21 protein-coding genes are annotated in these 21,279 nt (G+C 71.6%); 5 read left to right on the forward strand and 16 right to left on the reverse strand.

Annotated features, from left to right (window positions below):
- The first annotated feature begins 75 nt into the window (after positions 1–75).
- The 4 genes from nfi (at position 76) to GGQ83_RS10185 (ending at position 3,995) form a co-directional block, all read left to right on the forward strand.
- Positions 76–744: a deoxyribonuclease V gene (nfi, locus tag GGQ83_RS10170; protein WP_207018115.1), complete on the forward strand. Its 669-nt coding sequence runs from the start codon at positions 76–78 to the stop codon at positions 742–744.
- A 9-nt stretch (positions 745–753) separates the two neighbouring features.
- Complete coding sequence (locus tag GGQ83_RS10175; protein ID WP_184383703.1) at positions 754–1,104, forward strand: DUF423 domain-containing protein; 351 nt, start codon at positions 754–756, stop codon at positions 1,102–1,104.
- On the forward strand, positions 1,101–1,994 hold the full coding sequence (locus tag GGQ83_RS10180) for an SAM-dependent methyltransferase (RefSeq protein ID WP_184383704.1): 894 nt from the start codon (positions 1,101–1,103) through the stop codon (positions 1,992–1,994). Before GGQ83_RS10175 ends, GGQ83_RS10180 begins: the two co-directional genes overlap by 4 nt.
- Positions 1,995–2,129: 135 nt before the next feature.
- On the forward strand, positions 2,130–3,995 hold the full coding sequence (locus GGQ83_RS10185; RefSeq protein ID WP_184383705.1) for an AI-2E family transporter: 1,866 nt from the start codon (positions 2,130–2,132) through the stop codon (positions 3,993–3,995).
- A gap of 88 nt (positions 3,996–4,083) precedes the next feature.
- Here the strand turns inward: GGQ83_RS10185 and GGQ83_RS10190 are convergent, their stop codons facing one another.
- The 5 genes from GGQ83_RS10190 to tyrS form a co-directional block, all read right to left on the reverse strand.
- Positions 4,084–5,793, reverse strand: coding sequence for an N-acyl-D-amino-acid deacylase family protein (locus GGQ83_RS10190; protein ID WP_184383706.1), 1,710 nt, complete (start codon positions 5,791–5,793; stop codon positions 4,084–4,086).
- Entirely contained in the window at positions 5,790–7,502 is a 1,713-nt protein-coding gene (locus GGQ83_RS10195) for an N-acyl-D-amino-acid deacylase family protein (RefSeq protein WP_184383707.1), read from the reverse strand. Before GGQ83_RS10195 ends, GGQ83_RS10190 begins: the two co-directional genes overlap by 4 nt.
- 77 nt (positions 7,503–7,579) lie before the next feature.
- Positions 7,580–8,707 (reverse strand): hypothetical protein, encoded by a 1,128-nt coding sequence (locus GGQ83_RS10200; RefSeq protein WP_184383708.1) that lies wholly within the window; start codon positions 8,705–8,707, stop codon positions 7,580–7,582.
- Positions 8,708–8,763: 56 nt separating this feature from the next.
- Positions 8,764–9,150: a RidA family protein gene (locus GGQ83_RS10205; protein WP_184383709.1), complete on the reverse strand. Its 387-nt coding sequence runs from the start codon at positions 9,148–9,150 to the stop codon at positions 8,764–8,766.
- Positions 9,147–10,376 (reverse strand): tyrosine--tRNA ligase, encoded by a 1,230-nt coding sequence (gene tyrS, locus GGQ83_RS10210; RefSeq protein WP_184383710.1) that lies wholly within the window; start codon positions 10,374–10,376, stop codon positions 9,147–9,149. Before tyrS ends, GGQ83_RS10205 begins: the two co-directional genes overlap by 4 nt.
- A gap of 53 nt (positions 10,377–10,429) precedes the next feature.
- Here tyrS and GGQ83_RS10215 point away from each other — a divergent pair, with 53 nt between their 5' ends.
- Complete coding sequence (locus GGQ83_RS10215) at positions 10,430–11,554, forward strand: anhydro-N-acetylmuramic acid kinase (RefSeq protein WP_184384321.1); 1,125 nt, start codon at positions 10,430–10,432, stop codon at positions 11,552–11,554.
- Positions 11,555–11,557: 3 nt separating this feature from the next.
- On the opposite strand, the gene GGQ83_RS10220 is transcribed toward GGQ83_RS10215, so the two are convergent.
- The 11 genes from GGQ83_RS10220 to rfaE1 all read right to left on the reverse strand — a co-directional run bounded on the left by GGQ83_RS10220 (position 11,558) and on the right by rfaE1 (position 21,161).
- Positions 11,558–11,740 carry a hypothetical protein gene (locus GGQ83_RS10220; protein ID WP_184383711.1) on the reverse strand — a complete coding sequence of 61 codons (183 nt, stop codon included), beginning with the start codon at positions 11,738–11,740 and terminating at the stop codon, positions 11,558–11,560.
- Between the two features lie 131 nt (positions 11,741–11,871).
- On the reverse strand, positions 11,872–12,846 hold the full coding sequence (locus GGQ83_RS10225; protein WP_184383712.1) for a Bug family tripartite tricarboxylate transporter substrate binding protein: 975 nt from the start codon (positions 12,844–12,846) through the stop codon (positions 11,872–11,874).
- Positions 12,847–12,860: 14 nt separating this feature from the next.
- Complete coding sequence (locus GGQ83_RS10230) at positions 12,861–13,826, reverse strand: Bug family tripartite tricarboxylate transporter substrate binding protein (protein WP_184383713.1); 966 nt, start codon at positions 13,824–13,826, stop codon at positions 12,861–12,863.
- Between the two features lie 57 nt (positions 13,827–13,883).
- Positions 13,884–14,444, reverse strand: a complete 561-nt coding sequence (locus tag GGQ83_RS10235) for a histidine phosphatase family protein (RefSeq protein ID WP_242535050.1) — start codon at positions 14,442–14,444, stop codon at positions 13,884–13,886.
- Between the two features lie 11 nt (positions 14,445–14,455).
- On the reverse strand, positions 14,456–15,388 hold the full coding sequence (locus GGQ83_RS10240) for a ribose-phosphate pyrophosphokinase (protein WP_184383714.1): 933 nt from the start codon (positions 15,386–15,388) through the stop codon (positions 14,456–14,458).
- Positions 15,389–15,481: 93 nt separating this feature from the next.
- Complete coding sequence (locus GGQ83_RS10245) at positions 15,482–16,351, reverse strand: hypothetical protein (protein WP_184383715.1); 870 nt, start codon at positions 16,349–16,351, stop codon at positions 15,482–15,484.
- Between the two features lie 62 nt (positions 16,352–16,413).
- Entirely contained in the window at positions 16,414–17,139 is a 726-nt protein-coding gene (gene pgeF, locus GGQ83_RS10250) for a peptidoglycan editing factor PgeF (RefSeq protein WP_184383716.1), read from the reverse strand.
- On the reverse strand, positions 17,140–18,105 hold the full coding sequence (locus GGQ83_RS10255; RefSeq protein ID WP_184383717.1) for a class I SAM-dependent methyltransferase: 966 nt from the start codon (positions 18,103–18,105) through the stop codon (positions 17,140–17,142).
- The gene (gene lgt / locus GGQ83_RS10260; protein ID WP_184383718.1) at positions 18,105–18,893 is read right to left on the reverse strand and encodes a prolipoprotein diacylglyceryl transferase; all 789 of its coding nucleotides are present in this window, start codon (positions 18,891–18,893) and stop codon (positions 18,105–18,107) included. Before lgt ends, GGQ83_RS10255 begins: the two co-directional genes overlap by 1 nt.
- 40 nt (positions 18,894–18,933) lie before the next feature.
- Positions 18,934–19,764, reverse strand: a complete 831-nt coding sequence (gene mepA / locus GGQ83_RS10265) for a penicillin-insensitive murein endopeptidase (RefSeq protein ID WP_184383719.1) — start codon at positions 19,762–19,764, stop codon at positions 18,934–18,936.
- Positions 19,761–21,161: a D-glycero-beta-D-manno-heptose-7-phosphate kinase gene (rfaE1, locus tag GGQ83_RS10270; protein WP_184383720.1), complete on the reverse strand. Its 1,401-nt coding sequence runs from the start codon at positions 21,159–21,161 to the stop codon at positions 19,761–19,763. The genes mepA and rfaE1 overlap by 4 nt, the downstream gene beginning before the upstream one ends.
- Between the last annotated feature and the right edge of the window lie 118 nt (positions 21,162–21,279).

The raw sequence follows: 21,279 nt of genomic DNA on the forward strand, positions 1-21,279 counted from the left end.
TCTTGTGCAGCGATGTTTCGGAAACTACTGCACCTTGTCCGTATGACAAGCCGCGCACCCCCCAGAAGCGACCTCGTGAAACTGCGTAGATGCCAGTTGGAACTGGCCGCGCGGGCGGTGCGAGAGGATGCGCTGGGCGAGGTGCGGCGTATCGCGGGGGTGGATGTCTCCTCCTCGCGCTTCGACCCGGCGCGCATGGTGCATGCGGCGGTGGTGGTGCTGGACTGGCCTTCGCTCACACCCGTGGCGCGCGCGGCCGTGAGCCTGCCCGCGCCCATGCCCTACATCACCGGGTTGCTGGCCTTCCGGGAAATCCCGGCCATCGAGGCCGCGTTGGCGCAGCTGCCCGACCCACCCGACCTGCTGATGGTGGACGGGCAGGGCATCGCCCACCCCCGCCGCTGCGGGATCGCCACGCATCTGGGCGTGGTCACGGACCTGCCCAGCATCGGCGTGGCGAAGTCGCGGCTGGTGGGCCAGCCCGTGGCGCCGCTGGGCGAGGAGCCCGGCGCGCTGGTCGAGGTGCGGGACCGCGGCGATGTGGTGGGTGCGCTGCTGCGCAGCCGGGCGCGCGCCAACCCGCTGCACATCTCGCCCGGCCACCGTGTCAGCCTCGCCACGGCGCTGCACTGGGTGCGGGCCACGCTGCGCGGCCGCCGCCTGCCCGAACCGACGCGCGCCGCGCATGAATGGGCCGGACAAGCGCGCCGCGCGGCCATGGCGCCGCCGCCCGGCCGGGAGTAGAGGAAGCCCATGCAAAGACTTTGGTTCAGCGCGGCGGGGCTTGCGGGCTTCGCCGCCGTGGCGCTCGCCGCCCTCGGCGCCCATGCGCCCCTCGACGCGCGGGAGATGGTGCAGTCGGTGGCCCAGATCCTGGGCTGGCACGCGCCGGCCTTGCTCGCCTTCGGCGTGTGGAACGACGCGCGGGGCCGGGCGGTGGCGGCGCTGATGCTGCCGGGGCTGGTGCTGTTCTCGGGGGCCGTGCTGTTCCGCGCCTTCACCGGCGTCTCGCCCGGGCCCATCGCGCCCATCGGCGGCTTCGCGCTGATGGCGGGCTGGCTGGTGCTGGTGGCGCTGGCCCTGCGCACGCCCCCCCGCGCATGATCCGCGCCGCCTATTTGGCCGATGAGGGGTTGGAGACGGTGCTGGAGGAGGAGCTTGCCCTCTCCGGCCGCGCCGTCACGCGCTGGCATGGGCGCCTTGCCCTCTCGCCGGACCCGCCGGCGCCCGCGGCCTGGGCGCTGGATGTCTGGGACGCCCCGCGCGAAATCTCGGCGGCCTCCATCAAGGAGGCCGCCGATGCGCTGCGTGCCATCCAGCGCAATTGGTCCGTGGTGCCCGCGCTGCATCACCGGCGCGCGGCACTCATCGAGGCGCGGCTGCCGCCGGTGAAGGCGCGGCCGCTGGCCTTTCCCGAACCCGCGCCCACCGGACACCTGGGCGGCTGGACATTGCTGGAGACGGGGCTGATCCTAGCCTCGCCCACCAAATCCTCGCCCTTTCCGGGCGGCGCCGTGCGCTTCGTGGAGGACCGCGAGGGCCCGCCCTCGCGCGCCTATCTCAAGCTGTGGGAGGCGCTGACGCGGCTCGGCCACCACCCCGCGCCGGGCGCGCGCTGCCTCGACCTCGGCGCCGCGCCGGGCGGCTGGACCTGGGCGCTGGCCCAACTCGGCGCGCAGGTGACGGCGGTGGACAAGGCGCCGCTCGATCCGCGCGTGATGGCCATGCCCGGCGTGTCCTGGCGGCAGGAGAGCGCCTTCGCGCTCGAACCCGAGCCGGTGGAATGGCTGTTCAGCGATGTCATCTGCTACCCCGCCCGCCTGCTGGCCCTGGTGCGGCGCTGGCTGCCCATGGCCACGAACATCGTCTGCTCGGTGAAGTTCCAGGGGCCGACCGACCACGCCGTGGTGGCCGAGTTCGCGGCCATCCCTGGCGCTACCCTCTTCCACGGCGCCCACAACAAGCATGAGTTGACCTTCGCCCGCCTGGGGTAGGCGGCGGCGCGCGTGATTCACGCCTCCGGGCGTTGGGCCCTGCGGCGATGACGCTTCGGCAGCAACCGCACGCTTCACCGGGCGTTGAGGGGCCGTTGCGTGATCGCCGATCCGGCGAAGGAGTCTCGCCCTCCCATGTCCGATTTCCGCCGTGCCTACCATTCCATTCGGCCGGCGGGCGCCCCCGAGGGGGGAACCAACCTGGCGCTGACCGCGCTGCTGGTCATGGCCGTGCTCTACTTCGCACGGGAATTGCTGGTGCCGCTGGCGCTGGCCGTGCTGCTCTCCTTCGTGCTGGCGCCCATCGTGCGCGCGCTGCGCCGCATCGGCACCCCGCGTGTGCTGGCCGTGCTGGCGGCGGTGCTGGCCGCCGTCGCGGTGCTCCTGATGCTGGGCCTCGTCATGGCGCGCCAGCTTGCGGAGCTGGCCAATGACATTCCCTTCTACCAGTTCGAGCTGACCCGGAAGCTCTCCTCCATCAACGCCAGCGGCGGGATGATCGAGCGCGTGCAGGAGATGCTCCAGGGCCTCGCCGCGGGAGCGGAGCGCGCGGCACCCGAGCCCCCGCCCATGCCCGCGGCCGACCAGGTGCGGCCCTTTCCCGTGCAGGTCCACCCGCCGCCGCCCCGCACCTTCGAGGTGCTGCGCACGGTGGTCGAGCCCTTGCTCTACCCGCTCGCCACCTTCGGCATCGTCATCGTCTTCGTCATCTTCGTGCTGCTCTACCGCGAGGATCTGCGCGACCGCCTCATCCGCCTGATCGGCGCGCATGACCTGCAGCGCACCATGGCCGCCATGGATGACGCGGCCTATCGCCTCTCGCGCTTCTTCCTGGCGCAGGTCGCGATGAACTCCATCTACGGGATGGTCATCGCGTTGGCGCTGTTCTTCATCGGCGTGCCGCAGCCCATCCTGTGGGGCATCGTGGCCGGGTTGATGCGCTTCGTGCCCTTCGTGGGCACCATCATCGCGGTCGCCTTCCCGTTGCTGCTCTCGCTGGCGGTGGAGCCGGGCTGGACCATGCCCGTGCTGGTGCTGGTGCTCTTCGCGGTGGGGGAGGGCGCGATGGGGCAGGTCTTCGAGCCCTTGATCTTCGGGCGGTCCACCGGCCTCTCGCCCATCGCCGTCATCGTGGCGGCGACCTTCTGGACCTGGCTCTGGGGACCCGTCGGGCTGGTGATGGCGGTGCCGCTCACGGTCTGCCTCGTGGTGCTGGGGCGGCATGTGGAGCGCTTCGAATTCCTGGAGGTGGCGCTGGGTGACCGACCCCCCCTCGAACCGCCCGAGACCTTCTATCAGCGCGCCCTGGGCGACGACCCCGACGCCCTGGCCGAGCAGGCGGAGATCGCGCTGCGGGAATCCCGCCTCTCCCGCTACTACGACACGGTGGCGCTTCCGGGCCTCGCCTTGGCCCAGGCCGATGCCCAGCGCGGCCGCCTGGGCGAATTGCAGCTCAAGGGCATGCGCGCGCGCCTCGCCTCATTGCTCGAGGATCTGGAGGAGGATGTGGAGCAGGACGCCATCCCCTTGGCCAAGGGCGACCCCACGGTCCCGCGCCCCGTGCCGCCGGCCTCGGCGGGTCCGATCCTTTGCGTGGGCGGGCGCGGCCCCTTCGACATGGCGGCCGCGGCCATGCTGGCCCAGGTGCTGCGCAAGCGCGGGCTGGACGCCGGCGCCGCCCCGGCCGAGATGCTGCGCGCCGACGCGACCCCCGCGGAGGATCTGGCCCGCATCCGCCAGGCCTGGCTGTGCACTGTGGAGGGCATGGGCTCCACCGCCGCCGCCCGCTCCATCCTGCGCCGGGTGAAGCGGCGCCTGCCGGGGGTGGAGGTGAATGTGCTCGTCATCGGCGATGAGGGCCGGCTGGCCGAGGCGCTGCGCCAGGAAGGCGCGGGGAGCATCACCACCACCATCGACGCCACAGCCGCCCAGGCTTTCCAGATGGGCGAGGACCAGGAAGAGGACACCCAGAACGTGCCGAGTTCAGGCGGCACGGCCTAGAGCGGCTTCCGACCGGATGATTCCATCCGGTCGGATATGGCTCTAGCTGGTGCCGAGAGCGGGATTCAGCGGGGTCGGTGATGCCGCCTCAACGCATCCCGCTCTCATGCCGCCGCAACAGCCGCCCCGGCAGGCGCCCGGTGGGCGTGCCGTGGCGATAGGTGACCTGGCCGCGCTTGATCGTGGCCTGGTAGCCCCGCGCGCCCTGGATCAGGCGTTTCCCGCCGGCCGGCAGGTCATGGATCATGCGCGGCTGGGGCAGGGCGAGTTCCCCTTCCGCGATGAGGTTGATGTCCGCCAGCAGCCCCGGCGCCAGGACGCCCCGGTCGGTCAGCCCCATGGCGCGCGCGGTGTCGCTGGTCTGGCGGCGGATCAGTTCCTCCATGGGAAAGCCGCGCTTGGGCCAGTGCATCAGCGTGAAGGTCGGGAAGCTGCCATCCGAGATGAAGCCCACATGCGCGCCCCCATCCGAAAGCCCCACGATGGCGTGGCGATGGCGCAGGCATTCGGCTGATGCATCAAGCGTGTAGTCGGCGAAGTTCGTGAGTGGCGCGAAGATGAAGGCACTCCCATCCCCGGCGCAGAGCAGGTCATACGCCACCTCCTCCGGGCGGCGGCCCTCGCGTGCGGCCTGGGCTTCGAGGCTCGCCTCGCGCGGCGGCGCATAGTCGGGCGGGTCGCCGAAGGGGAACATGCGCGCCCAGTGCAGCCGGGTGATGAGGGGGAAGTTGGACCCCGCCACCCGGTCCTCGGAGAGGATGGCCGCGCGGCGCGCGGGCTCGCGCATGGCCGCCGCGCGCTCGGCCGGCGGCAGATGCGCGATCTCGCGGTAGGAGGGGCAGCCGGAGAAGGGGTTCTGCGACCCCACCAGCCCCATCAGGATGCCGATGGGACGCGGCGGGAAGACCGGGCGGATGTCGAGCCCCGCCGCCATGGCCTCCCCGGAGAGGGCCAGCAACTCCTTCCAGGCCTCGGTGCGGTCATGCCGGGCCGTCAGGCTGAACACCACGGGCTGGCCCGAGGCCGCCGCCACACGGCGCACAATGGCGAATTCCGTGGCCGGGTCCGGCGTATTCCAGTCCGACACCAGTTCCAGCAAGCCACCGCCGCCTTCGGCCATGCCGGCGGCGAGGCCGATGAGTTCCTCCTCCTGCGCCTTCAGGGTGGGTGTGGGTTCGCCCGCCAGGGTCTTGTGGCTGATGGTGCGGCTGGTGCTGGTGCCGAAGGCCCCGGCCGCCACGGCTTCGGCCGTGATCGCGCGCATGCGGGCGATCTCCTCCGCCGTGGCGTTCTCCAGCCGCAGGGCGCGCTGGCCCATGACGTTCACCCGCACGGCGCCATGCGGCAGCAGGGCCGCGATGTCGATGTCGCGCGCCTTGCGCTCCAGCGCGTCGAGATATTCGGGGAAACTCTCCCAGGACCAGTTCAGCCCCTCGTGCAGCACGGGGCCGGGGATGTCCTCCACCCCCTCCATCAGCTCGATCAGCGTGTCGCGGTCCTCGGCGCGGCAGGGCGCGAAGCCCACGCCGCAATTGCCCATCAGCGCCGTGGTGACGCCGTGCAGGGCGGAGGGGGCGAGGTGCGAATCCCACACCGCCTGGCCGTCGTAATGGGTGTGGATGTCCACGAAGCCGGGCGTGACCAGCAACCCCTTGGCGTCCAGCTCCTCGCGGCCGGAGCCATGGACCTTGCCGACCGTCGTGATGGTTTCGCCATCAATGGCGATGTCGGCCTGGAAGCCGGGGGCGCCGGTGCCGTCCAGCACCCAGCCGTTGCGGATGACGAGGTCGTGCTTCATGGCTTGGCTCCCCCATTCTTCGCGCCGCGGATGAGCCGGCCGGGCAGGGCGCCGCTGGCCTCTCCGTTCTGATGGACCACCTGGCCGGAGACGAGGGTCGCGACATAGCCCCGCGCCCCCTGCACCAACCGCTTGCCGCCCGCCGGCAGGTCGTAGCGCATGTTCGGGCGTTCGATGGCAAGCTGTTCGTAATCAATGACGTTGAGGTCGGCCTTGAGACCAGGTGCGAGCCGCCCACGGTCATTCAGCCCCAGCGCCGCGGCATTGTCGGCCGAGAGCCGCTTCACCACGAATTCCACCGGCAGCTTGGCGCCACGGGCACGGTCGCGCGCCCAATGGGTCAGCATGTGGGTGGGTGCGGAGGCATCGCAGATATAGCCCACATGCGCCCCGCCATCGCCCAGGCCCATCAGCGTGTGGGGGTGGGTCACCATCTCGCGGATGGCGTCCAGGTTGCCATCCGCGTAGTTCAGCAAGGGGCGGTTCAGGATGGCGCGGCCGCCTTCCTCCAGCATCCAGTCGTAGCAGAGGTCCTCGGGGTCGCGGCCCTGGGCGCGGGCCTGTTCCAGCACGCTGGTCTCGGGCGGCGGCTCGTAATCCATGGTGAGCTTGTAGATGCGGGCGTAGTTGTTGAGGCGCGCCTTGAGGGCCGGGTCCGTCGGCTCGGCCAGGATGCGGGCGCGGCGGGCGGGGTCGCGCAGGGCGGCGGCGCGGGCGTCAATGGGCAGATGCGCCACCTCCTGGTAGGCCGCGCGCGTCAGGAAGGGGTGCTGCGACAGCTCCCACCCGAACATCAGCCCCACCGGCCGCCCCATCACCTGGCCCGAGACCTTCAGCCCCTCGGCATTGGCGCGGTCCACCTGGGACAGGATCCAGCGCCAGAAATCGGGCTTGGACTCGCGCTGCAGCAGCGAGAAGGTCATGGGCCGGCCCGAAAGCCGCAGGATGCGGAGCAGGCGTTCCCATTCCTCCTCGGCCGGCTCGTCGAAGTCGGAGATCAGCTGCATCCAGCCGCCGCCCAGGCCGCGGGCGATCTCGGCCAGTTCGATCTCGGCGGCCCCCAGGGTGGGGGTGGGTTCGCCCGCCAGCGTCTTGTGGGCGATGGCGCGGGAGGTGGAGAAGCCCAGAGCCCCCGCCGCGATGCCCTCGCGCGCCAGGCGCGCCATCTCGGCGCGGTCGGCCTCGGTGGCCGGTTCACGCTCGAAGCCACGGCGGCCCATGACATGCACGCGCAGCGCCGCATGTGGCACCTGGGTCGCGATGTCCATGTCATAGGGGCGGCTGTCGAGGGCGTTCAGATATTCCGGGAAGCTTTCCCAGTTCCACGGAAGTCCTTCCGTCAGAACCACTTCCGGAAGGTCTTCGACACCTTCCATGAGCTTCACCAGCATGTCCCGCGCCTCGGGCCGGCAGGGCGCGAAGCCCACCCCGCAATTGCCCAGCAGCGCCGTCGTCACGCCATGCAGCGAGGAGGAGAGGATTTCCGAGGTCCAGGTGGCCTGGGCGTCATAATGGGTGTGGATGTCCACGAAGCCGGGCGTGACCAGCTTGCCGCGGGCATCGATCTCGGGGGTGCCGCGGGGCGCGGTGATGCGGCGTTCGACGGCGGCGATGCGGTCGCCGATCAGGGCGATGTCGGCCTCGCGCGGCGGGGCGCCGGTGCCATCGGCCACGAGCCCGCCCCGGATGATGAGCGTGGGGTCCGCCATGGACATTCTCTCCCGAAGTTGTTCGGACGATCATGCCATGTGTTGGGGCGGCTTGTGGACCCCTGGACGGACAAATCTCAATAGGGGGCCCCGCCGCGCCCCGCATCGTGCAGCGCATCGCCGCGCCGCTGGCCGTTGCGGAAGGCGGCGCGCAGGGCTGCCGGGGTGGGACGGCGGTCCTCCGCCTCGTCGCGGCAGATGCGGATGGCGGCTTCGCCCAGGCCGCAGGTGACCGCGAAGGTCCAGGCGCCGACGGTGGCGCTGCCCCAGAAGGGCGCCAGTTTCAGGGCCTGGCGCACCATCCAGAACATGGCGTGGCGCAGCAGGAAGCCCGCGCCCAGCCCCGCGATCAGCGCGGCCCAGATGGCGGCGTCCGCGCCCAGCCCGTAGCGCCGCGCGATGGCGCGCACCATGGCCGCCTGGAAGGCCATGGCGGGCACCCCGCCGAGCAGGGGGAGCGGGGGCGCATCGGACGCGGCGGCGGCCATGGCCCAGGGCAGGATGACCTGTTGGCGGATACCCTCCTCCGGGTCGGGCCCGGGGGCAAGGCCGGGCACCAGCTCGGGCGCCAGGGCCTGCATGGCGGCCAGGAGCTGGGGCAGCCCGTAGTCATGCGGCTCCCGCAGCCCCTCGCCCTCGGTGAGGTCCAGCGGCACGAAGCCATCCGCCAGCCCCGCGAAGGCGGCGCGCTGGCCGGCCAGCGCCGCCGCGAGAGCGGGCGGGACGGGGTTCAGCGCGATGGCCGGGGTGAAGGGGTAGGGGGTCGGGTGGCCCGAGCCTTCGGGATACAGCTCATGCAGCCGGGTCTGCGCCACGAGCACCCTCCAGTCCGGATGCGCCTCGCGGATGGTCCGCAGGGCGGAGCGCAACCCGCCATGATCGAGCTCCGCCGCCGCCACGGTCACGAGGATGAGGCCGGGCGAGGCCTCCATGAAGGCCATGTCCTCCGACGGGTCATAGGTTTCGCCCGGCCGCAGCCCCGTGGTCAGCAGGAAGCGGATGAGGGGCAGTTCCTCCGGGTGGGCGAATTGCTCGGCGGTGGGGGTGGCGGGTTCGAAGGCGGGGCGCAGCGCCGCGCGCCAGCCATGGACCAGATGCGCGACCAGGCTGCTCTGCCCGGCGCCGGCATGGCCCAGCATCCAGAGGATGGGCGCCGCATCGCTGGCGCGCACGCGCGCGGCCTCGATCTTGCGCTGATCCCCCATTGTCCCGTCTCCCTGGGCAACCTGGGGTTGGACTATATCGCGACTTGACCGTTTCGCTATTGCTCCGCCGCAAGGGCGATGCAGGCGAAACCCACCCTGGCCTCGGTGGGCACGCCGAACAGCGCCGTGTGGCGGGCGGGCAGGCCGTTGGGGAAGAACGTCACGTATTCGGCGTTGCAGGCGGCATAGTCGGCGCGGTCGCTGATGAGCATGGTCACCTGCACCACGCGGTCCAGCCCGCTGCCGGCCTCTTCCAGCAGTCCCGCGATATAGGTCAGCGCGTTGCGGACCTCCTCGGCCGGGGTGGCGCCGCGGTGGAGGCCGCGCGCCGGGTCATGCGGGGCCGAGGCGCCGGACACATAGACCATGCCGCCGGCCTTCACGACGCGGGAGAAGGGGCGCGCCTCTCCGGGGCCGGGCGGGTGGAGGAACTCGATCGTCATGCGGCCCGCACCAGCACATGCTTCTTCTTGCCGGCCGAGAGCTTGGCCGCGCCGTCGCGCAGGTCACCCTCGGTTACGGTCATCGCCGCGTCGTTCACCGGCGCGTCGTTCAGCCGCACGCCGTTCTGGGCCACGAGGCGCCGCGCCTCGCCCTTGCTGGCGACGAGGCCCGCACTCACCAGCAGGTCGGCCAGCGCGGCGGGGAGGGTGGCGGTGATGCTGGGCAGGGTCTCGGCGGCGGCCCCCTCCTCGAAGGCGCGGCGGGCCGTCTCGGCGGCGAGTTCGGCGGCTTGGCGGCCATGCAGGATGGCGGTGGCCTCGGTGGCGAGGATCTTCTTCGCGTCATTCACCTCGGCACCCTGCAGCGCACCCAGGCGCCGCACCTCATCCATGGGCAGCTCGGTGAACAGGGCCAGGAACTTGCCCACATCGGCATCCTCGGCATTGCGCCAGAACTGCCAGTAATCGTAGGCCGAGAGACGCTCGGGGTTGGTCCAGACCGCACCCGCCGCCGTCTTGCCCATCTTGGCACCCGAGGCGGTGGTGATGAGCGGGGTGGTCAGCCCAAACGCCTCGGCCTGGTCCATGCGGCGGATCAGGTCGGCGCCCATGACGATGTTGCCCCACTGGTCGCTGCCGCCCATCTGCAGCACGACGCCATGGCGGCGGCGAAGCTCCATGAAATCATAGCTTTGCAGCAGCATGTAGTTGAATTCGATGAAGGTCAGCGGCTGGTCGCGCTCCAGGCGCAGGCGCACGCTGTCCATGGTCAGCATGCGGTTCACGCTGAAATGCCGGCCGACCTCGCGCAGGAAGGGGATGTAGCGCAGCTGGTCCAGCCATTCGGCATTGTCCAGCATCATCGCCTTGCCCGGGCCATCGCCGAAGTCGAGGATGGCGTCGAAGGTCTTGCGGATTCCGGCCTTGTTGGCCTCGATCTGCGCCTCGGTCAGGATCTGGCGCGTCTCGTCGCGGCCCGACGGGTCGCCGATCTTGGTCGTGCCACCACCCATCAGCACCACCGGCCGGTTCCCCGTGGTGCCCAGCCAGCGCAGCATCATGATCTGGACCAGGTGGCCGACATGCAGGCTGTCGGCGGTGCAGTCATAGCCGATATAGCCCGCGATGGGGCCGGCGTTCAGCCGCGCCTGGAGCGCGACCTCGTCGGTGACCTGGTGGATGAAGCCACGCTCGCGCAGCACATGCAGGAAATCGGCGGAACTCATGGGGAAACGTCCAATTGGCGAGTGGGCGCCTCGCGTAGCACACTCGGCCGATGTTGAGAATCGTGGGGCTGATGAGCGGGACTTCCCTCGACGGGGTGGATGCCGCCTGGGTTGAGACGGATGGGGAACGTGTGGAACGCCTGGGGCCCACTCTGACTCTCCCGTATGATCCGGCTTTGAGGCGTGATCTCAGGCGTTTGCTGGAGCTGGCTCCCACCCTGCATGAGAATGATGACTTCCTCGCCGGCGTCACCGCGCGCCTGACCGAGGCCCATGTCGAGGCCGTGCGTCGCGTGATGCGCGAGGCCGCCCGCAACGGTCTGCCCGACGCCGAACTGGCCGGATTCCATGGCCAGACCATCCTGCACCGGCCGCTCCGCCATGGGGATCCGCGCAACGCCCAGGGCTTCACCTGGCAGATCGGCGACGCCCAGGCCCTGGCGCGCGCCACGGGGCTTTCCGTCGCCTTCGATTTCCGCAGCGCCGATGTGGCGGCCGGCGGGCAGGGGGCGCCACTCGTGCCCATTGCCCACCATGCGCTGGCAGCAAATCTCCCCAAGCCATTGGCTGTGCTGAATTTAGGGGGTGTGGGCAATGTCACCTGGCTGGGTGCGTCGGGCGAGATGCTGGCCTTCGACACCGGCCCCGCCAATGGCCCGCTCGATGACTGGGCCAAGCGCTCCATCGGGCGCGACTATGACCGCGACGGCAGGCTGGCCCTGGCGGGCGAGGTGGATGGCGCGGTGCTGGGGCGTCTCATGGCCCACCCCTATCTGGCAGCACCGCCGCCCAAATCCCTGGACCGGCTGGATTTCGACCGGGCGCTGCGCGAGGCGGGGGCCCACAACCTCTCCCCGCAGGATGGCGCCGCGACGCTGGTCGCCTTCGCCGCGGTATGTGTGGCCGTGGCCGGCCGGCACTTCCCCGAACCCCCCATGCAATGGCTGGTGGCGGGCGGCGGGCGGCGCAATCCCGCCCTGATGCGCGCGCTGTCGGCGGCGCTATCCGAACCGGTGCGCCCGGTGGAAGTGGTTGGCTGGGATGGCGACGCGCTGGAAGCGCAATGCTTCGCCGTGCTGGCGGCACGCACGGCCCGTGGCCTGCCCATCAGCTTTCCAGAGACCACCGGCGCGCCACGCCCTATGGTGGGCGGGCGGGTCCTGGGGTCCTTGTTGTAGGGCTCAGCCCTTGTCGTGATGAAGGCGGGTCGTGCGGCGGGTGGTGCGGGCGATACGCACCGGAATGGGCTGCGGTGCCGGGGAGAGGAGGGCGGCCGCGGCCTCGCGCGTGGCCCGCGCCGCGGCGGCAATCGCCAGCGCGGCCTGGGCCAGAGAAATTCCACGTCCGGTGAGGCGAGTGGTCATGGCGGCGATCCTTGATGCCATTTCAATAGATGGTGCGTGGGTGCCCGGTTGAAAGGCATTCGCCCCATAATCTTCCAACGCGAAGGTTAAGGTGCGGTTGCAGCCGAACCCATTGCTCGAAAAAAGATCAACTATCCGACAGTGACATTGTTGGCGCGGATCACCTCGCGCCAGCGCGCCACCTCCGTGCCCACGAATTCCGTCATGAAGGCCGGGTCCATGTTGGTGCCCTCCACGCCCAGGCTGGACAGGCGCTCGGTGACGGCGGGCAGGGCCAGGGCGGTGCGCAGTTCGCTCACCCAGCGGGCGGCGATGGGCGCGGGCAGGCCTGTGGGGGTGCAGAAGCCGAACCAGTTCATGCCCGTGGCCTCCCCCACGCCGATCTCGGTGAAGGTGGGGGTGTCGGGCAGGGCGGGGCTGCGCGCGGGGCCGCTCACCGCCAGCGCCTTGATGCGCCCGGCACGGATATGGCCGATCGCGGCGCTCAGCGTGTCGATCATCACGGGCACGGTGCCCGCCATCACGTCGTTCAGCAGCGCGCCCGAACCGCGATAGGGCACGAAGGTGGGCGACATGCCCGCCGCCCGGTGCAACGAGAGCCCGATCAGATGCGAGGCCGTGCCATTGCCGCCATAGCCCATGGTCAGCGAAGCCCCCTGCTGCCGGCCGGCCGCCAGCAATGCCGCCGCATCGGCCGCCGGGAAGGAGGGGTGTGCCGCCAGCACCATGGGCAGCGCGCCCAGCAGGCCCAGATGGGTGAAGTCGCGCTGCGCGTCATAGGTCACGCCAGGGAAGAGGGTGGGCGAGACGCCATGCGGCGCGAAATTGCTCACCATCACCAGATGCGTGTCGCCACGGCCCTGGAAGAGGATGTTGGCCGCCAGCGTGCCCCCCGCGCCGGCCCGGTTCTCGGGCGCGATGGGCTGGCCCAGGGCGCGGCTGACATGTTCGCCCAGCAGCCGGGCCAGGATGTCGGCCGTGCCGGCGGGCGGGAAGGGCACCACCCAGCGGATGGGGCGCTCGGGCCAGTTGCTCTGGGCGAGCGCCGGGGTGGCGAGGGCGGCGGCGCCGGCCAGGGCCAGGGCGCGACGGGGCAGGCGGGTCATGCGGGGCCCTCCTGTCACTGCACGGTCATGCCGGTGGCGCGGACCAGGTCGGCCCATTGCTGCCGGTCGCGCGCGATATAGGTGCCGAACTCCTCGGGGCTCATCGGCAAGGGCTGGGCGCCCTGGCTCGCCAGGCGCTCCAGGAAGGCCGGGCGGCCCAGCAGGGTCTGCATATGGGCGTGCAGCGTGGTGACGATGTTGGCGGGAAGGCCGCGCGGGCCGGCCAGGCCATACCAGTTCAGCACCTCATAGCCCGGCACATCGGCCCCCAGCGGCGGCACATCGGGCAGCACCGGCAGCGGCGCGGGGCTGGAGACGCCGATGGCCCGCACCCGCCCGTCGCGGATGGCGGGCAGGGCGGAGGTGATGGTGTCCGTCATGCCGATGATGCGCCCGGCCAGCAGGTCCGGCATGGCGAGTGCCGTGCCGCGATAGGGCACATGCGTCACATCCAGCCCCGCCATGTGCAGCAGCAGCGCCATGGTCATGTGCGTGGAGGAGCCGATGCCGGCCGAGCCATAGGACAGCTGCCCCGCCCGCGCGCGGATGTAAGCCGCGAATTCCGCGAAGCTGGTGATGGGCAGGTCCCGGTTCACGATCAGCACGGCGGGCACGCCGGCCAGGTTCGCCACCGGCACCGTGTCGGTGGCCGGGTCGAAGCTGAGGCGCGTGATGTTGGGGACGATGCCATGCGTCGCCTGGCTCGCCATCAGCAGGGTCAAGCCATCGGGGCGGGCGCGGGCCACGGATTCGGTGCCCACCGCGCCGCCGGCGCCGGTGCGGTTCTCCACCACCACCTGCTGGCCGAGAAGGGGCGAGAGGTCCTCGGCCACGATGCGCGCGAGAATGTCGGCCGCTCCCCCGGCGGCGAAGGGCGCGATGAGGCGCACGGGCCGATCCGGCACCCAGCCCGATTGGGCCGAGGCGCCGAAGGGAAGGGCAGTTGCCGCGAGAACAGGCAGAAGGGAACGACGACGCATCAGGTGAACCCCACATGACAAGATGATTGCCTGTGGGTTAGCAAAACCTGTGCCGGGTTATTCCTCCGGCGCCAGCTCCAGCGGCGTCAGCGTCCAGGGGGTGCCCGGCGCGGCCCAGAGGGGCAGGGCGTTGGGCGTGCGGATATTGGCTGTCATACCCGCCTCGTGGCGGAAGGCACGCCATAGCGCGCCATGCGCCACCACCAGCACGGGCCCGGGCAGGGCGGTGGCGCGGTTGATGGCGCGCACGGTCCGGGCACGGAGGCCCGCGAAGCTCTCCGCACCCGCCGGGGTGTAGTCGCCCGCGATCCAGCCATCATACCAGTCGCCCATCAACTGGCCTTCCTGCTCGCCGAAATTCACCTCCTCCAGCTCGGGGTCGAGCTGGATGGGAAGGCCCAGCGCCTCGGCCACCGTCTCGGCGGTGACGCGGGCGCGGGAGAGGGGGGAGGCCACGATGGTCGTGATCTTCTGGCCCACCAGCGTGCGGGCGGCGCGGCGCGCCTGCATCTCGCCCACATGGTTCAGCGGGATGTCGGTGCGGCCCTGGCTGCGGCCCTCGGCGTTCCAGTCGGTCTCGCCATGGCGGAGGAACCAGAAGGGGATGGGATTGAGCAAGACGGGTGCCCTCAGCAGAACAGCGAGGAGACGGAACTCTCCTCGCTGATGCGCCGCATGGCCTCGGCCAGCAGGGGAGCGATGGGAAGCTGGCGGATATTGTTGGAATTCCGCACCGCATCGGTCGCCGCGATGGTGTCGGTCACCGCCATGGATTCGATGGGCGCCTGTGCCACCCGCGCCACCGCGCCGCCCGAGAAGACGCCATGCGTGACATAGACGGAGACGCTGCGGGCCCCGTTCTTGATCAGCGCCTCGGCCGCGTTGCAATGGGTGCCGCCGCTGTCGATGATGTCGTCGATCACGATGCAGTCGCGGCCGGACACGTCGCCGATCACGTTCATGACCTCGGACACACCCGCCTGCGGCCGCCGCTTGTCGATGATGGCGAGATCCGTGTTGAGGCGCTGCGCGATGGCGCGCGCGCGCACCACGCCGCCCACATCGGGGCTGACCACCATGAGCTCGCGCCCGGCATAGCGGTCCTGGATGTCGCGGGCGAAGAGCGGCGCGGCATAGAGGTTGTCCACCGGGATGTCGAAGAAGCCCTGGATCTGCCCGGCGTGCAGGTCCATCGTCAGCACGCGGTCCGCACCCGCCTGGGTGATGAGGTTCGCGACCAGCTTGGCCGAGATGGGCGAGCGCGGGCTGCTCTTCCGGTCCTGCCTGGCATAGCCGAAATAGGGCACCACGGCGGTCACGCGCCGCGCCGACGAACGCCGCAGCGCGTCCAGCGTGATCAGCAGCTCCATCAGATGGTCATTGGCCGGGAAGCTGGTGGACTGGATCACGAAGACATCCTCGCCGCGGATGTTCTCGTGGATCTCCACGAAGACCTCCATGTCGGCGAAGCGCCGCACCGACGCATTGGTCAGCGGGATGCCCAGGGCATCCGCGACCGCCTGGGCGAGGGGGCGGTTGCTGTTGCAGGCGACGATCTTCATCGGGCCAGTTCACCCCTTGTTTCGTGCGCGGCAGGGATAGCCGCAGGGCATCGCGCTGTAAACTTCACGCCAGGGCAGCCCTGGCATGTGGCGTCACGGGTTGGCCGCGTTGCGAATCACCTGTCGCACCCCGCCCGCGGCCTCCTGCGCGGCGGCGAAGGCGATATCGCCCCAGAAACCATTGAGCCGCCCGGCCGGCACCTCGTTCAATTGCAGCACGCGCCCCAGCTCATGCCCGTCGCGGCGCGAGACGATCCATTGGATCTCCACGCGCTCGGTGCGCGGCGCGGGGGCGGGGACGACACTGACCTCGGCGGTGACGGCGAAGGCCGCGCCATCCGCGATGTCCTGCACCACATAGCCCTGGGCGGACAGGAATTCGCGCAGCCTGGCCGTCAGTGCCTGGTTGCCATCGCCCGGCGCGCCGGTGGCGGGCAGCAGGCGCACGCGGTCTGGCCCCGCCGCCAGCGCCGCCGGCGAGGCCGAGGCGCGCGCCGCCTGGATGCCCAGGATGAGCTGCGCGACCTTCGCCCCCGCATCGGAGGCCACGGCATCGAGGGTCGGCTGCTCGGCCGCCGCCCAGGCGGCGACAGGCACCAGGTTGCCGCCCACGCTGCCCTGCGGGCGCCCATCGGCGTCCAGCAGCCGGTAGATGGGGCGCACCGTGCCGCCCTGGTTCTCGGCCAGGATGACGAGGCGCCAGTCGAGCGGCAGGGGCGGCCTGGCGGTGGCGGGCACATCACCCGCCTGCAGGGCGGTGCTGACCGCCTCGGCCAGCCGCGCGGCATCGGCGGAGGGCAGCAGCGCGGCCTCGGGCGGCGGAATGGCGATGCGGACGGCCAGCGGCCGCGACAGCCAGGGCGCCGCCCCGCCCGGATTGCCCCAATGCGGCGGCCGCGGCTCTATCCCGCAGGCGGAGAGCAGCAGCGCCAGAGCGGCCAGCAGGAGGCTACGCGATGACACAGGAGACCATCGCGGTCAGCAGCAGCAGGGCGAGGAAGATGATCATGTAGGGCATGGCGGATTCATAGCATGATGGCGGAAAGCTGATGTCCAAGGGGTCCGCCGCCCGCCAGGGTGCGGCGGCGGTGGCTGAAGAAGCGGTCCTCCTCGGCCAGCGTGTCCACGCCCAGCACGAGCGCCGCGCCGATGCCCGAAAGGCGGTGGGCGCAATAGCCGGCCAGGTCGAACTGGAAATGCGCGGCGTCGCGGCCGGGGGCGAAGAAGCGCGCGTCGCCCACCGCGTCCCGCAAATCGGCCCGCACCTCATAGCTCGGCTGGGCGATGCAGGGGCCGATGACGGCGGTGATGCGTTGGGGTTCGGCGCCCAGCTTCACCATGGCGTCCACGGTCGCCTCCAGCACGCCCGCCACCGCGCCGCGCCATCCGGCATGGGCGGCGCCGGCCACGCCGGCCACGGGGTCATGGAAGAGCACGGGCGCGCAATCGGCGGTGATGATGCCGAGTGCCAGGCCCGGGCGGTCGGTGACCAGCGCATCGGCCTCGAGCAGGCTGGTCCATTCCGGTTCCGCCTCCACCACGGCAGGGCCATGGACCTGCCGCAGCGAGACGAGCCGCGCCGCGCCCAGCGCCGCCGTGGCCCGCGCCCGGTTCTCGGCGACATTCGCCGGGTCGTCATCGCCGCGCAGCCCGCAATTCAGCGAGGCATAGCCACCGCCCGAGACGCCGCCGCGCCGGGTGAAGAAGCCGTGCCGGGCCGTGAGCGCGCCATGGGTCAGGTATTCGGCCATTCAGTTCTCGAAGCCTGCCGGAGTGGGAAGGGCAGGGTGCGCCAGGGCCAGCGCCTTGAACAGCCGCCCCATGCCCTCGGGCGCGACGAGGCGCTGGGCGGCGGCCAGGATGGCCCCCGCCTGGGCGGGTGCGGCGCGCGCCAGCATGGCCGAGCGCGCCATCAGCCCCAGGCGTTGCAGGAAGACGCCCATCGGGATCGGGCCATGGGCGGCGGCGCCCGCGTCGCGCGCGGCCGCGGCGAGGCCCGCGAAATCCACATGGGCGGTGATGTCCACCGTGCCGGGCTCGGCCAGCGGGTCGGCGGGGGCGTTGTCGCGCAGGGCCTGAAGGGTGTCGCCCAGGCCGGATTCCGCCGGGCCGTAGTCGAGGATCAGCGCGGCGCCGCCTTCGTGCGCCAGCCGCGCGGCGAGGCTCTTGGTCAGTGCGGAACCGGCCTCGCAGACCTCGCGCACCGCGCCTTCGGGCGCCTCGCCCTGGTCCTCGGCCGGATGTTCCACGAAGGCGCCTCCGGCCACGAAACGCTCCGTCCAAGCCGTGCCCCGGCGGACGAATTGCCGGATGGGCAGGGCGTCGAAGAACTCGTTGGCGACCAGGATCATTGGGCCGGGGGGCAAGGTGCTGGCGTCGTCATGCCAGGTGGCGGCAAGGCGGCGGGCCTGTTCCGCGCGCAGCAGGGGCGAGGCCTCGACCAGGTGCAGGTCCAGTGCCGCCGCGAATTGCGGCACCATCTCGCGCACCGCGCGCAGCGCATCGGCCATCAGCGTGCCGCGCCCGGGGCCGAGTTCGGCCAGCACCACCCGCGACGGCGCGCCCATCGCCTGCCAGGTGACGGCGCACCACAGGCCCAGGCACTCGCCGAAGGCCTGGCCCATCTCGGGGGCGGTGGTGAAGTCGCGGCCCAGGCCGGCACGCTGCCCGTAATAGGCGGCGCCCGCGCGGGCCATGAAGGCGTCGAGGCGCTCCATCAGCCGGCGCGGCGGGCGCGCAGGATGAGGAACAGACCCACCAGGATCATCGGCAGGGACAGCAACTGCCCCATGGTGGAACCGGCCAGCAGGAAGCCAAGGTTGTCGTCCGGCTGGCGGAAGAACTCACCGATGCTGCGCGCCACGCCATAGCCCGCGATGAGCGTGCCTGTCAGCAGCCCCGGCCGCGCACGGTTGGCCCGGACCGACCACAGGGCCAACATGACCAGGAACAGCGCCACGCCTTCCAGCCCCGCCTGGTAGAGCTGGCTCGGGTGGCGGGGCAGTTGCAGCGGGTCGTGCGGGAAGACCATGGCCCAGGGCACGCTGGCCGGCCGTCCCCACAGCTCGCCATTGATGAAGTTCGCGATGCGCCCGAAGAAGAGGCCGATGGGCACGACCACGGCCACGCGGTCGCCAAAGGCCAGCGGGTTCAGCTTTTCCGCCCGGCAGAACAGCAACGCGGCGACGATGACCCCCAACGCCCCGCCATGGAAGGCCATGCCCCCCTGCCAGACCATCAGCGCCTCCAGCGGGTTCTGGAGGTAGTAGGCCGGCCGGTAGAACAGCACATAGCCGAGCCGCCCGCCGATGATGATGCCGAGCGTGGCCCAGGTGACGAAATCATCCATCTGCCGCGCCGTGCCGGCGGCGGGCGCGGCCTCCACCAGCCGCCGCGCCACGCGCCAGCCGATGACGATGCCGGCGATATAGGCCAGCGCATACCAGCGGATGCCGATGGGCCCGATCTGCAGGGCCACGGGGTCTATCTGGGGAAAGGGGATCATGCGCGGAGCGATAGCCCGGAACGACGCGCCCGACGAGGGTTCAGGGCGCGCGCAGCACCGCGGCACAGGCGGCGGGCAGGGCCGGCGGGGGTCCGGGGCGGGCGGGGCGTGGCGGCGGGCGACGGGCCTCCTCGCTCAGCCACCAGTCGAGGCTCGCGTCGCAGCCATCGCCGGCTGGGATGGGCGGGGCCTGCTGGCAGGTGGGATCGCCGGGGGCGCAGCGCAGGCGGATGTGCATGTGGCTGTCATGCCCGCGCCAGGGCCGTACCCGGCGCAGCCAGGCCTCGCCGCGATGGGCGGCGCAGAGGCTGCGCTTGATGCCGTGGTTGACAATTACGCGGTCCACGCCCGGATGTTCCGCCGCCTGGCGGATCAGCGCCGCGTGGCGGGCGGTGAAGTGGCGTGGGTCCACCGCCGACTGGTCGGGCAGCACCAGCGAGGTGATGCGGATCTCCTCCCGCGCCGCGCGCGGCTGGCGGGCTTTCGGCAGCAGGTCCAGCCAGATGTCCACGTCGAGGCCCGTCTGGTGGCTCACATGGCCCCAGGGCATGGGGCCGCCGCGTGGTTGGGCGAGATCGCCGATCCAGAGGTCGGGGTAGCCACGCCGCTGCGCCTCGGCCGCGAATTCCTGCACGAAGCGGATGGTGACGGGGTGGCCCCAGTGCCGGTTGCGCGAGACGCGCACCGCCTGGTAGCCCACCCCCTCCAGCGGCAATTGCACCCCGCCCGCCAGGCAACCCAGCGAGGCCCCGCCGATGGAACGCGCGGGGCCGGCCGCCGGCCCCGGCACCTCGGCCCAGGCATTGCTGCGTGGGGCCTGCGCCTGGGCCGGCAGGGTCAGCGCCAGAAGCAGAAGCACCGCGCGGATCATGAGCGCATCCTCTCGACCATGCCGGTGGTGGAGCGGCCGGGCAGCAATTCCAGCAGCACCGTCCGCCCGCCCCAGGAGGCGATTTCGGGCGCGCCCACCACATCCTCGATGCGGTAATCCTGGCCCTTGAACAGCACGTCCGGTCGAAGGGCGAGGATGGCCTCCAGCGGCGTGTCCTCCGCGAAGCCTACCACCAAGTCCACGGCGGCCAGCGCGCCGATCACGGCGGCGCGGTCGGCGAGCGTGTTGATAGGGCGCGCGGGACCCTTCAGCCGTGTCACCGAGGCATCGTCGTTCAGCGCCACCACCAGACGGTCGCAATGGGCGCGGGCGGCGCGCAGCAGGCCGACATGGCCCGCATGCAGCAGGTCGAAGCAGCCATTGGCGAAGCCGACGCGCAGCCCCTGCGCCTGCCAGGCGGCCACCTGCCGCGCGGCCTCGGGCCAGGTGAGCAGCGCGCCGTCACCCTCGCGCAGCGCGGCCTCCAGCTCCGCCAGCGAACAGGTCGCGGTGCCGATCTTGCCCACCACCACACCCGCCGCCGCATTGGCCGCGCGCATGGCGCCCTCCAGCGACAACCCGCTGGCCACCCCCAGCGCCAGGGTCGCGATGACCGTGTCGCCCGCGCCCGAAACGTCGAACACCTCGCGCGCCATGGCGGGGATGAGGGTGGCCGGCGCGTCGCGCGGCACCAGCATCATGCCCTTCTCGCTGCGCGTGGCGAGGATGGCGCGGGCCTCGATGCGGGTGAGCAGGTGGCGGGCCGCGCCCTCGCATTCGGCATCGGTGGCGACGGGCATTCCCGCCGCCTCGGCCAACTCCCCGGCATTGGGTGTGAGCACATCCACCCCGGCATAGCGCGCGAAGTCGCGCCCCTTGGGGTCGGCCAGGACGGGGATGCCGCGGGCGCGGGCGCCGACGATGGCGGCCGCGATCACGGCAGGCGGCAGGGTGCCCTTGGCGTAGTCGGACAGCACCACGGCCTGGGCGCCGTCCAGCGCGGCGGGCAGGGCCTCCAGCAGGGCGGCGGCGTCCGTGAGCGGCGCGGCGTCCTCCTCATCCACCCGCACCACCTGCTGGCGGCCGGCGATGACGCGCAGCTTCACGGGCGTCATCCGGCCCGGGACGCGCAGAAGTTGCGCGGCGGGGCCGAGCAGCGCGGCCAGTTCCGCGCCGGCCGCATCGGCGCCGATGGCGGCCAGCAACAGCACCTCGCCGCCCAGCGCCTGGATGTTGCGCGCCACATTGCCCGCGCCGCCCGCCATGGCGCGGCGTTCGGAGAGGCGCACCACCGGCACCGGCGCCTCGGGCGAAAGGCGCCCCGCCGCGCCATAGACGAAGCGGTCCAGCATCACATCGCCGAGAACGAGGACGCGGCGTCCCGAGGGGTCGAACATGCGCCCTGTTTACGCCCTGGCGCCCCCAGGGGCGAGGGGTCGGCGAGGGGTGGGCGAGGGGTGGCTTCACGCGCGCCCCCGGCCCCGCCACCATCGCGCCCACGCAACGGGAGGACAT

It is taken from the genome of Roseococcus suduntuyensis (genome assembly GCF_014196305.1).
Classification (GTDB): domain Bacteria; phylum Pseudomonadota; class Alphaproteobacteria; order Acetobacterales; family Acetobacteraceae; genus Roseococcus; species Roseococcus suduntuyensis.

Excerpts from the sequence above, each read along its gene's own strand:
- GGQ83_RS10195 (WP_184383707.1), bottom strand. The coding sequence starts at position 7,502 with ATGGCGGACCCCACGCTCATCATCCGGGGCGGGCTCGTGGCCGATGGC.
- GGQ83_RS10220 (WP_184383711.1), bottom strand. The coding sequence starts at position 11,740 with ATGACCACTCGCCTCACCGGACGTGGAATTTCTCTGGCCCAGGCCGCG.
- GGQ83_RS10200 (WP_184383708.1), bottom strand. The coding sequence starts at position 8,707 with ATGGGGGATCAGCGCAAGATCGAGGCCGCGCGCGTGCGCGCCAGCGAT.
- GGQ83_RS10225 (WP_184383712.1), bottom strand. The coding sequence starts at position 12,846 with ATGACCCGCCTGCCCCGTCGCGCCCTGGCCCTGGCCGGCGCCGCCGCC.
- pgeF (WP_184383716.1), bottom strand. The coding sequence starts at position 17,139 with ATGGCCGAATACCTGACCCATGGCGCGCTCACGGCCCGGCACGGCTTC.
- GGQ83_RS10230 (WP_184383713.1), bottom strand. The coding sequence starts at position 13,826 with ATGCGTCGTCGTTCCCTTCTGCCTGTTCTCGCGGCAACTGCCCTTCCC.
- mepA (WP_184383719.1), bottom strand. The coding sequence starts at position 19,764 with ATGATCCGCGCGGTGCTTCTGCTTCTGGCGCTGACCCTGCCGGCCCAG.
- GGQ83_RS10190 (WP_184383706.1), bottom strand. The coding sequence starts at position 5,793 with ATGAAGCACGACCTCGTCATCCGCAACGGCTGGGTGCTGGACGGCACC.
- GGQ83_RS10240 (WP_184383714.1), bottom strand. The coding sequence starts at position 15,388 with ATGAAGATCGTCGCCTGCAACAGCAACCGCCCCCTCGCCCAGGCGGTC.
- rfaE1 (WP_184383720.1), bottom strand. The coding sequence starts at position 21,161 with ATGTTCGACCCCTCGGGACGCCGCGTCCTCGTTCTCGGCGATGTGATG.
- lgt (WP_184383718.1), bottom strand. The coding sequence starts at position 18,893 with ATGATCCCCTTTCCCCAGATAGACCCCGTGGCCCTGCAGATCGGGCCC.
- GGQ83_RS10185 (WP_184383705.1), top strand. The coding sequence starts at position 2,130 with ATGTCCGATTTCCGCCGTGCCTACCATTCCATTCGGCCGGCGGGCGCC.
- GGQ83_RS10255 (WP_184383717.1), bottom strand. The coding sequence starts at position 18,105 with ATGGAGCGCCTCGACGCCTTCATGGCCCGCGCGGGCGCCGCCTATTAC.
- GGQ83_RS10180 (WP_184383704.1), top strand. The coding sequence starts at position 1,101 with ATGATCCGCGCCGCCTATTTGGCCGATGAGGGGTTGGAGACGGTGCTG.
- GGQ83_RS10175 (WP_184383703.1), top strand. The coding sequence starts at position 754 with ATGCAAAGACTTTGGTTCAGCGCGGCGGGGCTTGCGGGCTTCGCCGCC.
- tyrS (WP_184383710.1), bottom strand. The coding sequence starts at position 10,376 with ATGAGTTCCGCCGATTTCCTGCATGTGCTGCGCGAGCGTGGCTTCATC.
- GGQ83_RS10205 (WP_184383709.1), bottom strand. The coding sequence starts at position 9,150 with ATGACGATCGAGTTCCTCCACCCGCCCGGCCCCGGAGAGGCGCGCCCC.